The sequence below is a fragment of the Flavobacterium sp. Root420 genome, assembly GCF_001427905.1.
Lineage (GTDB): Bacteria > Bacteroidota > Bacteroidia > Flavobacteriales > Flavobacteriaceae > Flavobacterium.
Genome location: NZ_LMEF01000029.1, coordinates 108,515 through 127,011, shown reverse-complemented (window position 1 = coordinate 127,011; position 18,497 = coordinate 108,515). Strand labels below are relative to the sequence as shown.

16 protein-coding genes are annotated in these 18,497 nt (G+C 32.8%); 4 read left to right on the top strand and 12 right to left on the bottom strand.

Annotated elements, in window-relative coordinates:
- From ASC72_RS15040 to ASC72_RS14985, 11 genes are all read right to left on the bottom strand, one after another.
- On the bottom strand, window positions 1-1,173 hold the full coding sequence (locus ASC72_RS15040) for a glycosyltransferase (protein WP_056193534.1): 1,173 nt from the start codon (window positions 1,171-1,173) through the stop codon (window positions 1-3).
- A gap of 49 nt (window positions 1,174-1,222) precedes the next feature.
- Window positions 1,223-2,353: an acyltransferase gene (locus ASC72_RS15035; RefSeq protein WP_056192269.1), complete on the bottom strand. Its 1,131-nt coding sequence runs from the start codon at window positions 2,351-2,353 to the stop codon at window positions 1,223-1,225.
- A gap of 52 nt (window positions 2,354-2,405) precedes the next feature.
- Window positions 2,406-3,566 carry a glycosyltransferase gene (locus tag ASC72_RS15030; protein ID WP_056192266.1) on the bottom strand — a complete coding sequence of 387 codons (1,161 nt, stop codon included), beginning with the start codon at window positions 3,564-3,566 and terminating at the stop codon, window positions 2,406-2,408.
- Window positions 3,567-3,686: 120 nt separating this feature from the next.
- Window positions 3,687-5,264 carry a hypothetical protein gene (locus tag ASC72_RS15025; RefSeq protein WP_131725828.1) on the bottom strand — a complete coding sequence of 526 codons (1,578 nt, stop codon included), beginning with the start codon at window positions 5,262-5,264 and terminating at the stop codon, window positions 3,687-3,689.
- Window positions 5,257-6,312: a glycosyltransferase gene (locus ASC72_RS15015; protein WP_198528511.1), complete on the bottom strand. Its 1,056-nt coding sequence runs from the start codon at window positions 6,310-6,312 to the stop codon at window positions 5,257-5,259. The genes ASC72_RS15025 and ASC72_RS15015 overlap by 8 nt, the downstream gene beginning before the upstream one ends.
- A 59-nt stretch (window positions 6,313-6,371) precedes the next feature.
- On the bottom strand, window positions 6,372-7,277 hold the full coding sequence (locus ASC72_RS15010) for a polysaccharide pyruvyl transferase family protein (protein WP_056192254.1): 906 nt from the start codon (window positions 7,275-7,277) through the stop codon (window positions 6,372-6,374).
- A gap of 35 nt (window positions 7,278-7,312) precedes the next feature.
- A complete protein-coding gene (locus tag ASC72_RS15005) occupies window positions 7,313-8,680 on the bottom strand; it encodes a lipopolysaccharide biosynthesis protein (RefSeq protein WP_056192252.1) in 1,368 nt (455 codons plus the stop codon).
- A 287-nt stretch (window positions 8,681-8,967) separates the two neighbouring features.
- A complete protein-coding gene (locus ASC72_RS15000; RefSeq protein WP_056192249.1) occupies window positions 8,968-9,924 on the bottom strand; it encodes a GDP-L-fucose synthase in 957 nt (318 codons plus the stop codon).
- A 2-nt stretch (window positions 9,925-9,926) separates the two neighbouring features.
- A complete protein-coding gene (gene gmd / locus ASC72_RS14995; RefSeq protein WP_056192246.1) occupies window positions 9,927-11,042 on the bottom strand; it encodes a GDP-mannose 4,6-dehydratase in 1,116 nt (371 codons plus the stop codon).
- A 94-nt stretch (window positions 11,043-11,136) separates the two neighbouring features.
- Window positions 11,137-12,141 (bottom strand): mannose-1-phosphate guanylyltransferase, encoded by a 1,005-nt coding sequence (locus ASC72_RS14990; protein WP_056192243.1) that lies wholly within the window; start codon window positions 12,139-12,141, stop codon window positions 11,137-11,139.
- On the bottom strand, window positions 12,138-12,566 hold the full coding sequence (locus tag ASC72_RS14985; protein WP_056192240.1) for an adenylyltransferase/cytidyltransferase family protein: 429 nt from the start codon (window positions 12,564-12,566) through the stop codon (window positions 12,138-12,140). The genes ASC72_RS14990 and ASC72_RS14985 overlap by 4 nt, the downstream gene beginning before the upstream one ends.
- A gap of 507 nt (window positions 12,567-13,073) precedes the next feature.
- On the opposite strand from ASC72_RS14985, the gene ASC72_RS14980 reads away from it, so the two are divergent.
- The 4 genes from ASC72_RS14980 to ASC72_RS14965 all read left to right on the top strand — a co-directional run bounded on the left by ASC72_RS14980 (window position 13,074) and on the right by ASC72_RS14965 (window position 17,413).
- Window positions 13,074-14,471 carry a UDP-glucose 6-dehydrogenase gene (locus tag ASC72_RS14980; protein WP_056192237.1) on the top strand — a complete coding sequence of 466 codons (1,398 nt, stop codon included), beginning with the start codon at window positions 13,074-13,076 and terminating at the stop codon, window positions 14,469-14,471.
- A gap of 55 nt (window positions 14,472-14,526) precedes the next feature.
- Entirely contained in the window at window positions 14,527-15,009 is a 483-nt protein-coding gene (locus ASC72_RS14975) for a UpxY family transcription antiterminator (protein WP_056192235.1), read from the top strand.
- 858 nt (window positions 15,010-15,867) lie between these two features.
- A complete protein-coding gene (locus ASC72_RS14970; RefSeq protein WP_056192232.1) occupies window positions 15,868-16,119 on the top strand; it encodes a helix-turn-helix transcriptional regulator in 252 nt (83 codons plus the stop codon).
- Between the two features lie 1,096 nt (window positions 16,120-17,215).
- Window positions 17,216-17,413 carry a helix-turn-helix domain-containing protein gene (locus ASC72_RS14965; protein WP_056192229.1) on the top strand — a complete coding sequence of 66 codons (198 nt, stop codon included), beginning with the start codon at window positions 17,216-17,218 and terminating at the stop codon, window positions 17,411-17,413.
- A gap of 289 nt (window positions 17,414-17,702) precedes the next feature.
- On the opposite strand, the gene ASC72_RS14960 is transcribed toward ASC72_RS14965, so the two are convergent.
- Window positions 17,703-18,431 carry a hypothetical protein gene (locus ASC72_RS14960; protein ID WP_056192225.1) on the bottom strand — a complete coding sequence of 243 codons (729 nt, stop codon included), beginning with the start codon at window positions 18,429-18,431 and terminating at the stop codon, window positions 17,703-17,705.
- Window positions 18,432-18,497: the final 66 nt, after the last annotated feature.

Below are 18,497 nucleotides of genomic sequence, written 5' to 3'. Positions count from 1 at the left end.
TTAAATAAGTGATTTTAAAACCTTGTTTAATCTCTCGGCAGTACTTTTTACATCAAAATGTTGTTGATATAATAAAAATGCATTTTTACCCATTTCTGTTTTTTCATTTTTACTCAATGCTTCCCATTTTTTTAGAATTCCAAGAACGCCATTAAAAGTATCAGCACCAACAAAACCTCCACCACCATCTTCGATCTCCCGATAAATATTAACCTTATCTGTAATTAAGACTGCTTTTTGGCAAGCCAGTGCCTCGACAATAGCAATACCAAAATTCTCCTGATGACTGGGTAATAGATACGCCTGGCAATTGTAGAAAGCTCCCCATTTTTCGTCACCCTGCAGCATTCCTGAAAAATGAATTTTTGAATTCCCGGCAGCCATTTTTATCATTTCTTGTCCGTACGCAGATTCATATGGACCGGCAATTACTAGTTCGGCAAGAGCGGGATTGTTTATAGAAAGCTCATTGTATGCCTGAATCAATAAATCGACTCCTTTTTTTTCGTGAATCCGGCTTAAAAAAAGCCAATATTCCTTGTGTAATACTTTGGGGCATTTTTTATAGAAAGCAGTATCAAATTCTGGTTTTCTAATTGGTGGCGCCTGAATTCCATAACTCACATTAATTGCCTTTTTAGGGCTATATCCTTCAAAGGTTGTTGCTGCCAGTTGCAATTCTTCCTGGCAAGTATAAAAAATGGCATCGGCCCGGTTAATACATTTTTTTTCTATAAAATACCAAACCACTTCATTTCTCAGGGCCTTCCATTTTCGGTCAGCTGCAGTTTGAAAATAAGGATCCAGCATACCATGTGGCATGACAACCACTTTTGGCACTTTTTTATAAGACTTCTTTAAAGAATTAATTGCCTTGTAAACCACTAAATTGTAATGCTGCCAAAGTCCGTGAACCATTACAACATCATAACTTAAAGCGTTTTTTATTAACCACTTATACAACAATGGCTGATATTGATAAGAGGTCTTCCCTTTTCCTATTTTATGAATAATAAAATCATCTTTTGTAGCATACTCTTCCTCTGCATTATCCAAACATACTACTTCGACCTCTGTACCTAATTGCTTAATAAAAGGGTTTACATTACGTATTCCCTGGCAAGGACCTCCAGTTTTTGGATTCATGGAGGTTATAACTCTGAGTACTTTCATATCTTGTTTATGATTGTTTATCTTTAAATCGTGGTGATGCATTGTAAATCTATTCTGCAACAATAACTGTTTCTTTATTATTGCTTTTTTTACCTGAAGGGTAAAAACGATCTCTCAAACTCAACGAAGGCCATTCGATAACAGTTGATGTTAAATACCCTAAGAATACACTTAGAAATAACTGAAATAGCACTACTGTAATTAAAATGGTCAGGTCATTATAATCTTGATTAAAAAGTATCTTTTGGATTTTTTTTGAAGGTCCAACAGAGATCGAGTGCCATAAATAAATTCCATAAGAATAAATTCCGATCCATGCTATAAAACGATAAATTATACTGTTCTTAAGAATAGATTTAGAAGTTACAACCTGTACAATTAGTAATGTAAAACCAATAGCCTGAACTAAATACCCTATGCTTCGGTCGAGATATGGATTATTTACAGTTAATAAAATTGTTGCCACTAAAACAACAAATGAAATATTTAGTAATAATCTATTAGAGGCCAGACGATCAAATGATTCTTTATAATAAATATGCACTACTGACAAAATAACGCCAAACAACAAACTATCCATTCTATATTGTGTTTGACGAAAAGTCGCGTCTAAATAGCCATAATTTACAGCAATTAAACGTAAGCTCACAGATAGTACAATGACTATTAATAAATTTAAAATTATTTTCTTTGGTGGATTTTTTGCCTGATACGATATAAAAAAGGCAAGAAATAGATAAAAATGTTCTTCTACTGCCAGGGACCAGGTTTGATTAATTGAAGTGCCAAAATAATTTTGTACATGAAAAAGATTTTGCCACAAAAAAGTATTAATAGGATGGTGACCTGAGAAGGTATGCACGATCAAAAGAAAATAAAGCGGAGGCCAAATTTTTATTGCTCTTCGAACTAAAAATCTTGGAGCATTGATTTCTCCAGTGGTCTTTAACTCTTTCAACAATAATCCTCCTACTAAGAAACCACTTAGAGAAAAGAAAAGATTAACCCCAGTCCCTCCAAAGGATTTAATAATTAAGATCGCCTTATCTAAAAAATATATGCCTGAATTTGGTGTATTAAAATGTAATCCTAAAACCAACAAAATGGCTAAACCTCTAAGGAAATCCAATTCAATTCTTCTATTGGCTACTTTAGGCTGATTGAACAATTTTATTTTCATTATTTTCATCACTTTCAATATTAAAAAAAATGCAAAAAAGAAATAAACCCTCTTATTCTATTATTAATTTGTACTGTTCTTCCAATTGATTTAAAAAAAATTCAGTATCAAATTTTTTAATCGACTCTAACCCTTTAGTAATACATTGCTGCCTTTCTGCATCTGAAAGATTTATAATTTTGGTAATTTGATTGCAGGCTTTTTTACTCCATTCTTCCACTAATAAAGTATTAAAAGGCCGGCGTTGTATTAGAAAAAAATCAGCAATACCAAGGATTTCTGTCATTGGAGCTCTATTTGTAGTAACTACCAGACACCCACATGCCATTGCTTCTGCTATCGGCCAGCCAAATCCCTCATCGAGCGATGGAAACAATAAACAAGTTGCCCCGCAATAAGCTGCATTAATATATTGGTCATCAAGGTCTGTTACGAAATGGATATCTTTTTTGTATACAGATTTTTCGTATACCTCTTTTAGTTTTTCTGTAGGTTTGGCTCCTACCAATAAAAGTGGTAAAAAAACACCTGACGAAGCTCTCCAGGCATTGTAAATTTCTATTACTCCTTTTCTGTTCTTATAAAACTGATTGCCGCCAACATGAAGAATATAACCTGCTGATAAATCAATATTCAAAAGATTGCCCATAGAATTGCGGGAAGAATGAGCGTCTAAAACCTTAAACTCCCTGTTTAAACCATTATAACAAACTACTGAGGATGAAATTTTACCTTCGTGCAGTTCATGCAAATCTTCCTGCGTTTTTTTTGATATCGATATAAAATGCTTTCCTTTAGAAAATCCTTTTCGAATGAAATCCTGATAGATTTTTCCCGTTCCGCGAGTGGGATTTTCCGGAATTTTTCCTAAAGCTGAATTCAATGCTAAAAAATCATGACAATGAATCACATGTGGTTTTGTTTTTACTAATGGTACCCAGGGGCCTAAAGCCTGATCGGCAAAAACAAAAATGGTATCCTTGGAACAATGTTTGAGCTTTGCTCTTACTTTTAAAGGAAAAACAAGATACTGATCGATATATCCTAGCCATTTTTTAATGGGATAAAAAGGCAATTTATGAAAGAAAGCCTGAGGTTGCCAAGTCAACACTTCGTAGCCTTTTCTCTGCATCCCTTCGGCTAACATTTTGGCATACCTGGGCATACTTTGTGATCCTAAAAAACTAGGATGGGTAAATAATACTATTTTCATGATTATCTTGTCTATAAGCTTACTTCGCCAATATTTACTGCTTTTTAAAAGCTATAAATATTTTTTTTCGCTGAATTATTTTAGAAAAATTTGACCACTTATATACGGTCTTCGATATAATTATCTTCTGTTTTTTTTAGGTATTTGTAGTAGTTTAATAAAAAAAACCAATATCCAAAAAATAAAACATTGCTGCCAAAACCCTCTCAATATGTAAGCTAGCGGAACGATACTACTAATAGAATTCCTAAAAATACCCAGGAAACCAAATATATTTATTAACCCTAGAGTAGAGAATACTATTGCGCCGTTTTTGAACAACACCAGACTATCCATTAATGTAAATGATACAAATAATAATACAAACACTATAGGGAAACACCAATAACCAAATGTCGCCAGGCCATCTCCTACCAGACTTGTAACCCGGAATCCGCCTAATGCAGAAGGGGTATGTGTACCGGTAAAATAAAGCTTATCACCGGGGGAATACTCCAATTCTTCTTTATCAATAGTAATTCCTATTAGAGATAAAAATGGAAGTGGATAAATCGCTACAGTCTTTTCATAAAAACTTTTCTGCATTTTTTTATTACCATAACCAATTTTATTGGCATAATATAAGGTTTGATCAATAATCCTTGCATTACCATATCTGTTTATCATAAAATTATTCAAATAGGTTTCGTCCCAGCCCCGGCTATAGCTAAATACATTGTCCTGTACTTCTATTGAGGTATTTCTAAGCTTTTCCATCAGCTTATCATTTTGCATGGTCTCGATAGTATTATCCAAGAGTTCACTTCGACTCACATCATTGCGAATTTTTCTGTTAGCAAGCATCGCTAAGGAAATATCAGATAGAAATCCTAATCCAAAAAATATTAAAAAAATAATTGTTCCTATTTTCCAGGGTGAAAGAAGGCTAAAAATAGAAATATTATCTTTTAAGAGATAAAGTATAAACAGTAAGAGAACCGTAAAAATGGGATAGATCATTTGTTGACGGCTGTTTGCAGCAAAGCTTAGAACAAAGGTAAATGAAGCATAAATGACTACAAGATTACTGCGGAGCTTGTTGTAAGGCAGTCCTGATAATGTAGGGAAAAGCATAATTATGGGAGCATACTGTAAATATGTTAATCCGTTTAAAAACTTGTTTCCCGCATCTCCATATTGCACTTCATTTACAACTTCAAGGCTTTTTATTCTGGCCAACAAACCTATCAATCCTAAAATCCATAACGTAGAGGCTTCTGTTTCGAAAAAATTTAGTGTGTATAATGTGCGCTGTATACTATTATTGCCCCTTCTTTTTTTGTAAACTGCTGCATAAAACGCTAATGAAGCTACAATGAAAATCAGTGTTTGATAAAAAAAAGTATCATAAGGATTTTGAAAACCATACGTTATGGGTTTTGATTCTATTAGTGTTGCCGGCAAAGGAATAAAGCTCGCCAGAAAAATAGATGAAAATGCTAAAAAAGAAAACGGATGTTCCAGCATTATTTTCTTTTTAAAGAAAAAAATACGAAAGATTAGCCAAACTATTACGGTCATTACACAACCCGAAAAATTATGCCAGGAAGGGAAAAAAAATATTTCGCCAATTACAGAAAGTACTACCAGTAAATCAATATACTTAGTCATTGATTGTAACGCAGTTCCTTCTCTTCGTGTTTTCAGATTATCAGTCATTTTCTAGTACCGTTTTTAGCATTCTTTTAACCGCTTCTTCGTTAGAATATCCAGAGGTTTTACATCTTTGTATTCCTGCTTCAATTATTCGCCTGCGCTCTTCTTCGTTATTTAAAAAATAGCGGCATTTTTCTAATAGTTCCTCATCATTAGAAAAAAAAACGGCTTCTTTATTTTCACTAAACAATTCCAAATGTTCTGCTGTTCTCTCGGCCAGCATAAAGCCGCCACATGCAGGAATTTCCATTGTTCGGGAAGTTTGAGTGTCAGAGTTCATTTTTCGTAAAAAACACAGGGAAATTTTAAATGCCTGCAATGCCTTAGAATAATCTTCAGAATAAATTCCAGGCTCTATTTCAAGGTTTTCACTTTTATAATCATTCCATTTTTTATCCCCAAAAACCTTAACTTTTATCCCATTCTTTGCTAAATACAAAATACTCTCACATCGTTCTTTTTCCCAGGCACCAATAAATCCTACATCGCCTCCTAATCGCTGCATTTCATTCTCGCTAAGAATTCTCGGATAATGAAAAGTTTGTTCGTAATGTTTGTTGGTAAATTCTATTTTTCTGGCACCAAGACGTTGCATGTGCTCAAGAATATAAGATTTCGTTGTAAAGTGTATATCATAAAGCGGAATACAATCGAGATAATTCTGACTCTGATTGTGCCGTAATGCCATATTATCGGGCGAATAACTAACAATCTTTGTATTAGGTGAAAATTTCCTGATATATGCCAAAGTTTTAGGGTTTATCGTAACCCCTTTGTCTATCCAGACAATGTCATAAGGAGTTTCGATAGCTTTACTTATAAACTTCTTTGTTTTTTTGTTGGCTGATGAATTATCCGGCAACCTGATCGCCAGACCAGATTGAAACAAACGGTATGCAACCCGATACCAGATCGAAAAGGGTTTCTCACGTGTATTAACCACATCAATTTGATCTGAAATCTTTTTTAACGCCCAATGACGATGCAGACATGTATTTGACAAGCCTGACATAGTTCCTATAGATAATATCTTCACTTTATTATTATGCATTGCTTTTTTTGTTAAAAAAATGAAAACGAACAAGTTTTAGAGTGTCGGTTATTTAGTTACTACTTATTTTCTATTAAAAATTTTATATCCCGAACAAATTCGTCAGTCAGAGTTTGACTTTCTTTTAATGCATCAGGATAAATTACAGCTTGAGAAATATCTTTGGCCAAATCTCCCGAAAACAAAACCGGGGGATATTTATAAAAATTATACTTTTCAGATCTTGGGGCAAACAGTACACATTTCTTTTTCATTAAAATACTCCAGTAAACGGCATGGTAACTGTTGGTTAAAACAACTTCAGAATTTCCTATAAATTCAATCATTTCCTTTAATGAGGCGCTGTTTGTAATTTTATCAAATTCATAAATTTCCCTAGGAAGATGATGCGGAACATCTTTATGTGCCACTACTCCAATATGTCTCTTAATTGGATACTTCTGGTTTAATTCTGGTAAAGCACAAGTAGCGCAAGGCACATAACGAAAGTCATTGTATTTGAAATCGCGAACTGCTACCAGATCAAAAGCTTCGAAATCGACTTTTTTATTGATTTTTTGTTTTGAATTAGAATTGAATCCTGCGGACCATACCACTGCTTTTCCAGCTTTTTTTGCCGCTTTATTGATATTATAATTCCATTCAGGCATAGCGTTAAGCAATCCTCCGCCCCCTACAAGTATCACATCATTCTTTTTAATCAATGAGAAATCTACTTTATTTACATCATGAACAATACACTTGTAATGGTCAAATTCCGGGAGAAAATACTGATAATATCCACAAACTTTGTCTCCCGTGTTATTGGTAATGTATCTGTGTATAAAATGAATAGTAGGAGTTGTTGTAACGTAATTGTGGTTTAATACTTTTGTGGTATATTTTTTTCCGGATCTCCAAATTTGGAACACGGTAAATAAATCGTACTTGTTTACTAAAAGCCTGTAGGTATTTTTGATTGGCATTTTTAAGGGTATTTAGTTGTCTTCTTTTCCTATAATTAGTCCGCTGTAAAAGTTGCTTTACTTTTTTTTAAAATAAATTTTGCCTGGTCCCATAGTCCGGCATACATTTCTTTAAGGCTGATGTTAAGAAACTTATTGTTATTCCTTAGTGTATAAACAAAAAGGGCAAATTCTGTAAGTACAAGTGCCAAAGGAATCAAATTCATATTGGGTTCTATTTTAAGAAACACATAACACAACACTACTCCGGCAACCTGAGAGATTAGAAATACTATCGTAAAGCGAACGTGTGTGTTGGTAGAAAGCGGAATTACACTTGACAATCCGGACAGGCATGAAATCAAGAGTACAAGCAACATTCCTAAAAAGAAAACTTCATTGAATACTATAGCATGTTTTGTCCACCCCATATAGATCGTTTTTCCTGTAAATACCAGTAAAATAATGCATAATAAAGTAGCCGCAAATGTGATTACCAGTGACTTGTTGTAGATGTTCAATATCGTTTTATAATCCTTTCTTCCATAAGCTGCACAAATTTCAGGATTGATGGATGTCGATAACATATTCATCATCTGACGAAGAAAATTAACAAGTGTTCTTGTTGTGGTAAAAACGACCAAAAAAGCCCCGCCCAAAAGTATATTAACTACAAACACCATCCCCTGGCTGGAAACGGCCTGCCCCAACGGAAAAAACATAAAGGCAAGAGAAGGTTTTACAATCGATTTAAATACTGCTCGGTCAAAATTGTGCAGATAAAGTCCTGATGCAAATGTTTTTCGGGAACTAAAATGCTTAAACAAAATCCCCGTTATAGAAGGAATCAAGTATAGGGTAAGCATTAAAATTATATCCATTTTAAAAAAGATCCCACAAAATAGTATAATTAATTCTGCCATACGTATCAGGTTATCTGCAACAATGACAATATGGGTTCGTGATATAGCCCTGAAAATACCATGATAAACTCTGCCATACATCATGGCAAAAACTTCACACAAGAGTAAAACAAAACCAACAGAGGTTTCCTTTTCTGTAAAGTGCTCTACTCCCAGTATCCCCTTAAACCCCCAAAGGGCGAAAATTAAAACAGATATCAGGAGAAATACACCAAATACAGATAAAACAAATAAGAAAGCATTCGTTTGCAATTTTAAGCACGTATCATAATCCTTTTGGTTGTACTTAATAACGAATTCATTGTTACTTGCCCGGTTGAGCCCCATATCAGTCATCGCAAAAAATGAGGAAAGAGCCGTAATTAATATCCAATCAGCATATTTATCTATTCCCCAGTACATAATAAATAAAGGCACCATTGCGATCTGGTTAAGAAAACTAACCCCCATTCCGAATATACTTGCCGCGAAATTTTTTACTATTGACTCATATACTGACATAATTGTGTATGATTTTAAGATTGTAATTAGTACTTAGACTAAAATGTATTGTTGGTTTGCAGTTAGAGAAGAACAATAAAAAGACCCAAAGGAATATCGTCATACTTATCATATAAATACAACATCTGTCATGCATTAACACCGTTTTTTAATTATCCCCCAAAACAATTAAAAGAAAACTAGATCTTACCATGAAGAAAGATTGATCTTTGTGTTAATGCATTCCAGACTGTATCCATTGGGTCTTGATGTTCTAATATGATTTTTGATTAGATTCTCTGATTAGACTAAAAAGAAACTTTTTTAACATTTTCTACATTGGCCAAAAACCAATTGTATGTTTGCTCAATTCCTTGTTCTAAACCTACCTGAGCTTTCCATCCTAATTGGTTCATTTTAGCACTACTCATTAATTTTCGTGGTGTTCCGTCTGGTTTTGTTTTATCCCATACAATTTGTCCCCGATGTCCAACTATTTGCTGTATCATCCATGCTAATTTCTGAATACTTAAATCTTCACCAGTTCCTACGTTGTAGAGATAATCCGGAAGTTGATTCTCTAAAGCAAACACAACGGCCTGCGCCATATCATCTACAAAAAGAAACTCTCTTAGCGGCGTTCCTGTTCCCCAAAGTGTTACAGGCGAATGATCGTCTTCTTTAGCTTCATGAAATTTGCGTATCATAGCAGGCAAAACATGTGAACTTGTCAAATCAAAATTGTCATGGATTCCATACAAATTAGTTGGCATCAGACTCACATAATCTTTTCCAAATTGTTTTCGGATTGCCTGGCAAGATTTAATTCCTGAAATCTTAGCCAGGGCATACCACTCATTAGTTGGTTCCAGAGCATCTGTCAGGAGATATTCTTCTAATAAAGGTTGTGGAGCCATTTTAGGGTAGATACAAGAGCTGCCTAAAAAAATAAACTTCTCTATTCCTGCCTGTAAAGCAGTATCAATAAGATTATTCTGAATCTGCATATTCTCCATAATAAATTGATATGGATAATCTTTGTTGGCCAGAATCCCTCCTACTTTTGCTGCCGCATCAATAATCGCATCGGGTTTTTCTTTGGTTATAAATGCCCTGACAGTTTCCTGATTGCGCAGGTCTAATTCCTGACTTGACTGACCTATTAGATTCGAATATCCTTTCTTTTCTAATGCTCTCCAAACTGCGGAGCCTACCATACCGCGATGTCCGGCAATATATATTTTTGTAGTTTTATCTAAACTCATTTTTATTCGTAATAGTTCATTATTTGATATCCCGCTTCTTCCAGATGGTGATCCTTTTTCATCAATTTCACATCTGATTCCATCATATCGGTTACTAAATCCTGTAGATCATATTCCGGAGTCCACCCTAGTTTAGTATTTGCTTTGGTGGCATCACCAATTAATAATTCGACTTCTGTTGGACGAAAATAACGAGGATTTACCGCCAAAACTTCTTTTCCTATCTCGATTTGATAATCAGGATTACGACAAACAGATACATAAGCTTTTTCATCTGCACCAGTGCCTGTAAACGCTAATTCGATCCCAACATGAGCAAAACTCATCCTAACAAATTCACGAACCGCAGTTGTAGTACCTGTTGCAATAACCCAGTCTTCTGGTTCATCTGCCTGAAGAATCATCCACATCATACGCACATAATCCTTAGCGTGTCCCCAATCTCTTTGTGCATCAAGATTACCCAGATAAAATTTATCTTGTAATCCTAAGGCAATTCTGGAAACCGCACGGGTAATTTTTCTGGTTACAAACGTTTCCCCACGAATAGGAGATTCATGATTGAATAAAATTCCATTACAGGCATACATTCCATATGCTTCTCTGTAATTAACAGTTATCCAGTAGGCATACATTTTTGCAACAGCATAAGGAGAACGAGGATAAAAAGGTGTCGTTTCTGACTGAGGAACTTCTTGCACCTTTCCGTATAGCTCAGATGTAGAAGCCTGATAAATACGGGTTTTCTTTTCTAATCCTAGCAAACGAACTGCGTCTAAAACCCTAAGTGTTCCTAAACCGTCAGCATTTCCTGTATATTCCGGTATTTCAAAAGAAACCTGAACATGACTCATTGCTGCCAGGTTATAAATTTCATCGGGCTGAATTTGCTGAATTAAACGAATTAAATTAGTGCTATCAGTCATATCGCCATAATGCAATATAAAACGTTGATTATTTACATGTGGATCCTGATACAAATGATCAATACGATCTGTATTAAATAAAGAAGTTCTTCGTTTTACCCCATGAACAATATAACCTTTTTTTAACAAAAACTCACTTAAATAAGCTCCATCCTGACCAGTTACCCCTGTTATTAGTGCTACTTTAGCCATAATTATTTATGTTTTTAATTTTACTTTTCATCTTCTATAAAGATGAATCCTGATTTTCTTTAATTCCGGTTTATTGTCAATACAAACTGATCAGCTAAATCAAACAAGAACCTGATAACTCTAGCTGCTGGTATACCTCTTTAACATCTTGCGAATACTTTTTTTGTAAAACCAAAAGAGCATCAGGGGTATGAACCAGTAAGCAATTTTCTAAACCTACAAAGGCCGTATGCACATCAGAACCAATTACAATATTTCCATTAAGATCTGCTGTATGTCCATTTTGCATCAAATAATCATATACTGCTTCAAAAGATCCCAAATCAGACCATTCAAAATGGGTTGCAACAACTTTTATATTTTTACTTCGTTCCATTACAGCATAATCGACACTGATAGAAGGTATTTGAAGCGATAATTCATAATTTAATAAACCATCGACATTATCTTGCCAAACCAATTGGGCATACTTATAAAGTTCCGGTTCCTGTGCTTTTAACTCTTGTAAAAAGAAACCAGCTTTAAAACAGAATAAACCACTATTCCATAAAAATCTTCCACTTTCTGTAAAAGATATTGCCTTTTCTAAGTTCGGTTTTTCATGAAATGCTACTACTGTATCTCCATCAAATTCAATATATCCATAGCCCGTTTCCGGTCTTAAAGGCTGTATCCCAAAAGTGACTAAAAAATTATTTTTCGCTAATCCTATAGCCTGATCCAATGCTGCCTTATATTGTACTTCTCCTTCTATGATATGATCAGAAGGTGTTACGACCAATACGTCATCCGACTGAGCATTAAATGCCGCAAAAGCAATCGCAGCGGCCGTATTTCTTGGCGTAGCTTCGATAATATGCGTAAAAGGAATAGCTAATTTTTTCATGACCTTCTCCGTCAAATGACTATTATCTCTGTTTCCAACAACCACAACATCATCGGCAACCGCGGCATTTCGTTCTAAAGTCAATTCAAATAACGATTTACCCTCAAATAAATCCAGATATTGTTTTGGCTGACTTTTACGGGACAGTGGCCACAGTCTGCTTCCTACTCCTCCCGTTAGAACAACATGTATTATTCTATTTGTTGAATTCATATTTTCTCATTTAATAATTCAATCTGAAAAACCTCTCTGCGTAAATTAGAACTCGAAAAACGATGGTCTCTGGTATTAAAATAAAGCGCAATACCTTTTTCTTCGCAATAGCTTCTGCCTGTAAAATCTCTTTCCTTATATTCATCACCTACAATTCGTACATCAATTTGAAAAGCTTTTAAGATATCTTCTAAATCCTGCTCTGTAGTGTAAGGCACAATTTCATCAACAAATTTGCACGCTTTCAATTGAATGTAACGTTCTACTACGGTCTGCGTGGGTTTGTTTTTTGTAGGTCTGTCTATCGTTGGATCAGTTTGTAAACCAACAATCAAATAATCACAATGTAATTTCGCTTCTTCAAGCATTTTCACATGACCCGCATGCAATAAATCAAAAGCACTAAAGGTTATTCCTGTTTTCATAATAATTAAATATTGGTTTTTACTTAGATAAATGAGTTCAAAAAACAAATCGGGTTCTAAAAGATATTTACACAAAATATTTTAAAATTGAACAAGGGTTCCCCGTGAATAGTTACATTTTTACTATCCCTAAAAAATAAAACTTATTATTTTTTTGACTTATTATGTTTAGAATGTTGGAAATTGACTACAAAAAAATGACTACCAACAAGACAAAATTAAGACAGACTTAGAATAATCGAAACTTAATTTAGTGGTTAAAAAGTCTTAATTAGGAATAATTACAATTGAAAAGAGAATGAAAAGAAATAAAACCCAATTAATTTCACTTACAAATATTAAACCTATTTACAACAAAAAGAAACTGTTAAGAGCATTGAGCTGAACAAAACCTTACAAATAATTAATATTCAAAATTTTACCAATATCCTATTAATATGTATTTAAAAAAAGTCAAGTATCAATAAATATCAATTTAACATTCTAAAGAAGAACAGATAAAATATTATGAAAACTAAAATCACTAAAATTTGCTGTATAGGTGCTGGTTATGTTGGTGGACCAACTATGGCAGTAATTGCTAAAAAATGTCCACACATACAAGTAACCGTCGTTGACTTAAATACAGAACGAATAGTCGCATGGAATGATAAAGATGTGGCAAACATACCTATATACGAACCAGGACTTAGTGCTATAGTAGAAGAAGCCAGAGGAAGAAACTTATTTTTCTCTATTGATGTTGAAAAAGCAATAGAAGAAGCCCAGATCATTTTTATCTCAGTAAATACGCCGACGAAAACGTACGGAAAAGGAAAAGGAAAAGCGGCCGACTTAAAATATATTGAACTTTGTGCCAGACAAATCGCCAAAATTTCAAAAGATGATAAAATTGTAGTAGAAAAATCAACACTACCGGTACGAACGGCTGAGGCAATCAAAAGTATTTTGGATAACACCGGAAACGGAGTGAAATTTCAAGTTCTCTCTAATCCTGAATTCCTGGCAGAAGGAACAGCTGTTAATGATTTATTAAATCCTGACCGGATCTTAATTGGCGGAGAAACAACAGAGGAAGGACAAGAAGCAATACAGGCATTGGTTGATGTTTATATGAATTGGGTTGCCGAAGAAAAAATATTAACCACAAATGTCTGGTCTTCAGAGTTGTCTAAACTAACTGCCAATGCCTTTTTGGCGCAGCGAATTTCTTCGATAAATGCGCTATCTGAACTTTGCGAAAAAACCGGCGCTAATGTTAATGAAGTGGCAAAAGCCATTGGGATGGATAGCAGAATTGGATCTAAATTTCTAAAAGCATCCGTTGGATTTGGAGGCTCTTGTTTTCAAAAGGATATTTTAAATTTAGTCTATATCGCGAAATCATACGGATTAAATGAAGTGGCTGATTATTGGGAGCAGGTTATAATTATGAATGATTATCAGAAAAAAAGATTCTCTACTAAAATAACACAAACCTTATATAATACGGTTGCCGATAAAAAAATAACATTTTTTGGGTGGGCCTTCAAAAAAGATACTAATGATACCCGAGAATCAGCGGCTATTTATGTCGCAGATGATTTAATCGATGAACAAGCCAAAATAGCTGTTTATGATCCTAAAGTAAGCAGAGAAAAAATACTGGCAGATTTAGATTATTTAAAAACCAGATCGCAGGAAGAAAACAAAGCGAGTTTGGTTTCTTACCAAAATCCTTATGAAGCTTGTGAGGAATCGCATGCAATTGCAGTTTTGACAGAATGGGATGAATTTACGACCTATGACTGGCAAAAAATATACGCCTCAATGCTAAAACCGGCTTTTGTATTTGATGGCAGAAATATTTTAAATAAAACTGAACTGGAATCTATTGGTTTCATTTATCAGGCAATTGGTTCTTAAAGTTTTATAAAAAAAGCTAAAAATTATCTTGTAAAATCCATAAACACTATATAAAATGAACTGGTACGTTATATATACAAAACCAAAATGGGAAAAAAGAGTCGTTGACCAATTGACACAGTTGGGTGTGAACTGTTATTGTCCCTTTATAAAATCTGTAAAGCAATATTCAGACAGAAAAAAAACGGTAGAAATACCGCTTTTTAATAATTATATATTTGTTCAACTGGCTGATAAAGACCGAAATTTAGTTTTTTTATCGCGTGGAGCTATCCGGTATTTATATTGGTTAGGAAAACATGCCATTGTAAAAGACAAAGAAATCAGCACCATAAAAGAGTGGCTTACTAAAGACGCAACTATTAGTATTAGCCAATACAACGCAGGTGAAACAATTAAACTAAATTCAGGGCCTTTTTTAAATCATTATGCTGTAATCAAGGAAGTAACTAATTCTCACTATGTCCTGATTTTAGAATCTCTGGGATATGTTTTAAAAATTATGCACAAAACAGAAAAAATTAAGACAGCCAACTAATAAAAATAGGTTGTCCTGACAATATCATTTAGAAAAAAACAAAATCTGGACAATTCTCTATGGTCGGGTTGGCGTAAAAACAAGTGATACTGATGAAGAAAAAGAACTTCAAATACTTAATCAGGGTCAATTTATTCAAATAAATAAGGAAGAAGTCGCTGTTTGACAGGATTGGATCTCTGAGGAATTGTTGCTGAAATTGACAACATACTGACCGGATCATCCTTCAGATGAAGATGAGTTGTTCGATTACAGGACGGTTTCGGGAGATGATATAAACGCCTAAAAAAATAAAAAATCATAAATCTTTATCAGAGTAAGATTTATGGCTAACAACTTAAAAAGATAGTAATAAATGTTTAATAATTTATTTATATTTAAACTGCATTATTATAATTATAAAACAGATTAGCCAAAATAATCCTGAAAATAGGCAAAAAAGATTTATCAGCATTTTTTAATTTGTTTTTTTTGAATGAAATTTGTTTTTCCTTAAATGTAATAAAATTTATTACGGTTTAAATGTAGTAACCTTTATTAACCGAATATTTGTTTTTTATACAACAATTCTAGTAATCAAATATTAGCTTTACTATTTTGTAATAAAAACACTTTTTGTTTTAATTTTATATACATATATCTCAAAATTAACAAAAAGAATATTTATTATTTTTTTTTATAACATTATATATAAAAATTTGAAGTAAAAAACTTTTTTTTATTATTTAGTCCCTGTCGAGTGTTAAAATGTCCTTTATCAGGAATTAAAATTACAGTTGTAACAAAAAAAAAAAAACGAAATATTTACTTTTGGAATTAATGTAACTAAAGTAAGTTATTAATTACAATTTTAACAAGATGAATCCTGCTGTGTACAAGAATATAAAAAAAATAAGGGAATTAAAAAACCTGACTCGGGACTATGTAGCCGATGAGCTTAAAATGAGTACTAGTGGTTATGGAAAAATTGAACGAGGAGAGGTTGATTTAACTGTATCAAAACTAGAAAAAATAGCAGATGTATTAGATGTGTCAATTGAGTTTATATTTAGATTTGATGTTTCGCTATTCTTTGAAAATAGAACAAATAGAAGAAAAGATCTTTTTTAAACAAAATCATCAGTTATTTCCCTCGACATAATAATCAAAGTATGGTGGTGTTTAGAGTATAAAATAAATACGCTCTACAGCTATAATATTGATTAAAAAACATAATACTTAAAAAACTCCGGAGGTTATAATTTAAAATATATACTATTGCCAAATAAAACAATTCCATTTTACTGTCTTGTTGTAAGGCATTATTTGGCAGATTTTTTAACTTTTACATCAGAGTGAATAAAAAAATCATCATTAGGATATGAGATTCCATTTCCTTAACATATTTCAGGTAAAGGGATCTCAATCTTCCTTTTAAATCTAATTCTGGAGACTATTAGGAGCATTTTTATTTGAAAGAATCCAAATCGAATTAAATTTTAAAAGGGTTCCTCCTTTTCGTAGATTTTACTTTTCAAATGTTTATATTCATACTTAATCTGTTTCTTTCAGATCCTCGAGTCAATACAGATGAATGGCGCAAAAGCCATTATGATGATTTTAAGATAAATAAATTTTCTCCATTTAGAGTACTATTGAAATACCTGATTCAAAAAATAAAAATTAAAAATTAGTAAATATTGCTTTTTGAAAAAAAAACATTTAGTCCAATCCCCAATTGGATGAAAGAAATCACGATCATAAGTAAATGAATATTTAGGCTTGATTGGATTTATAATTTTTTAGTATAATTAATGAAACGATAGTTCCTAAATATTCCAGTAATAAATGAAAGAAAAGTCAAACAGATATCAAATTAGATGCCGTGTAAATTTTAAAAAAAAGTATGTCTGAGCGTAAATTTATAATTCGTTAATAATTTGATAATTTTACGGCCTTTTTTTTTAAGTATTTTCTTAAACAATACCAATAAAATACTGAAAACCAAACGTTTATTTTACCACTATTATTGATTTTTTTTTTATATTTAGATATTAATTTATCTTTCTAATTAAGCTTTTCTAGTTTCAAAAAACATGCTGAAAATTTGAAATTTAAAAAAAAGTAGTATCACAGTGTTTTTTGATGAAAATTTTAATAAATAGATTGCTGCAAGTTGTTATAGACAATGATTTAAGTATTAATTTTTTAATTCATTTTAAGTAATATGGTCGGTATAAAAATTAAGGAAATTAGAGAACGAAATAAGTTAACCAGAGAATACGTTGCTATTCAAATGGAAATGTCGTTAAGTCAATATAGTAAAATTGAAACAGAAAATGTTGATTTAAAATTATCTAAACTTGATAAGATAGTAAAGATTATAGGAGCAAAAAAAAGTGACCTTTTTTCGGGCAGAGCATAATAGAATTGCTTTCTTTTTTTATCTACCCTGATAAAAAAAGAGCATTACTAAAACAAAGTCACACCCTAAATCCAAGGAGTAATCATATTTTTCTTTCCTAACATTTACCTTCAATTCTATTTTGTATTCTTGTGGCATATTCAAATTTTTCAAATTCTGGAGTTGCCCGTTAATTCGCTGCAAAATTGCCACAAAAGTTAAGGCGCTTTTTTGAAAACATCAAAAAGTTAAAAAAGGGAATTACTATTTAATGGCGTAAAAGACTTAGTTCCGACTATTTATAACTACATCATAAAAAACTGGTGGGCACGCTTAAAATTTCTTCAGCGGTCAGATCTTTAAAATAAAATCTATTACAAAAATCTGAACTTCTATCTTCTAACCACTTATGGTCAGGGTGTCTCTCCAGCAATGAAAGCTGCAGAAATTCTAAAAAATCATACCCAAATCCATCGATAAATTTTATTGGGTACAATACTTTTCGCCATTTGGATTCATCAAAAAGATATAAGGTTTGCAGTAATGGCAATGACACATAGGGTTTTTCATCGAAATATGTAATATAATAATCTTTATTATATCTCCCTTCAATTGAGTATCCGGGATCGATACGGAATTCCTCTATATAATCCACATTTTCGCAAAATTTCAAATATTTTGCTATTTCTGCATTATTACCTAATCTAATAAAGTTTCCCTGCCCAGAATAAATAAAAGCCTCTCCCGTTACTACGTTTTTAAACTTAGTTTTTCCAAGTCGGACTTGCAGCTGTCTCACAGATTCCCCGTATTCGGCATCGGACATCAGGTCAATCTGATCAATAACTTCTTCTACGCCGCTTTTACTTTTTTTATTTTTATAATACAAAAAAACAAGTACAATGACGACAAGTACTAAAATCAAAACAGCGTACATCTCTTTAAATTTAATCCCATTGGTATGGTTTCGGTTATTAATGCTTTTATTACCTAAATTTAAAATTATTAATCCAAATAAAGGTATTAAATAGCTTTTCAATAATACATTTTTTTTGTTAGCGAATATCTATATTATTTTAATCCAGATTTTGTTTTTGCCTTTTAC

Coding starts and splice junctions, on each gene's coding strand:
- ASC72_RS15000 (WP_056192249.1), bottom strand. CDS start 9,924: ATGAGTTTAGATAAAACTACAAAAATATATATTGCCGGACATCGCGGT.
- ASC72_RS15010 (WP_056192254.1), bottom strand. CDS start 7,277: ATGCCAATCAAAAATACCTACAGGCTTTTAGTAAACAAGTACGATTTA.
- ASC72_RS14980 (WP_056192237.1), top strand. CDS start 13,074: ATGAAAACTAAAATCACTAAAATTTGCTGTATAGGTGCTGGTTATGTT.
- gmd (WP_056192246.1), bottom strand. CDS start 11,042: ATGGCTAAAGTAGCACTAATAACAGGGGTAACTGGTCAGGATGGAGCT.
- ASC72_RS14975 (WP_056192235.1), top strand. CDS start 14,527: ATGAACTGGTACGTTATATATACAAAACCAAAATGGGAAAAAAGAGTC.
- ASC72_RS15015 (WP_198528511.1), bottom strand. CDS start 6,312: ATGCATAATAATAAAGTGAAGATATTATCTATAGGAACTATGTCAGGC.
- ASC72_RS14985 (WP_056192240.1), bottom strand. CDS start 12,566: ATGAAAACAGGAATAACCTTTAGTGCTTTTGATTTATTGCATGCGGGT.
- ASC72_RS15035 (WP_056192269.1), bottom strand. CDS start 2,353: ATGAAAATAAAATTGTTCAATCAGCCTAAAGTAGCCAATAGAAGAATT.
- ASC72_RS14965 (WP_056192229.1), top strand. CDS start 17,216: ATGGTCGGTATAAAAATTAAGGAAATTAGAGAACGAAATAAGTTAACC.
- ASC72_RS15040 (WP_056193534.1), bottom strand. CDS start 1,173: ATGAAAGTACTCAGAGTTATAACCTCCATGAATCCAAAAACTGGAGGT.
- ASC72_RS15005 (WP_056192252.1), bottom strand. CDS start 8,680: ATGTCAGTATATGAGTCAATAGTAAAAAATTTCGCGGCAAGTATATTC.
- ASC72_RS15025 (WP_131725828.1), bottom strand. CDS start 5,264: ATGACTGATAATCTGAAAACACGAAGAGAAGGAACTGCGTTACAATCA.
- ASC72_RS14970 (WP_056192232.1), top strand. CDS start 15,868: ATGAATCCTGCTGTGTACAAGAATATAAAAAAAATAAGGGAATTAAAA.
- ASC72_RS15030 (WP_056192266.1), bottom strand. CDS start 3,566: ATGAAAATAGTATTATTTACCCATCCTAGTTTTTTAGGATCACAAAGT.
- ASC72_RS14990 (WP_056192243.1), bottom strand. CDS start 12,141: ATGAATTCAACAAATAGAATAATACATGTTGTTCTAACGGGAGGAGTA.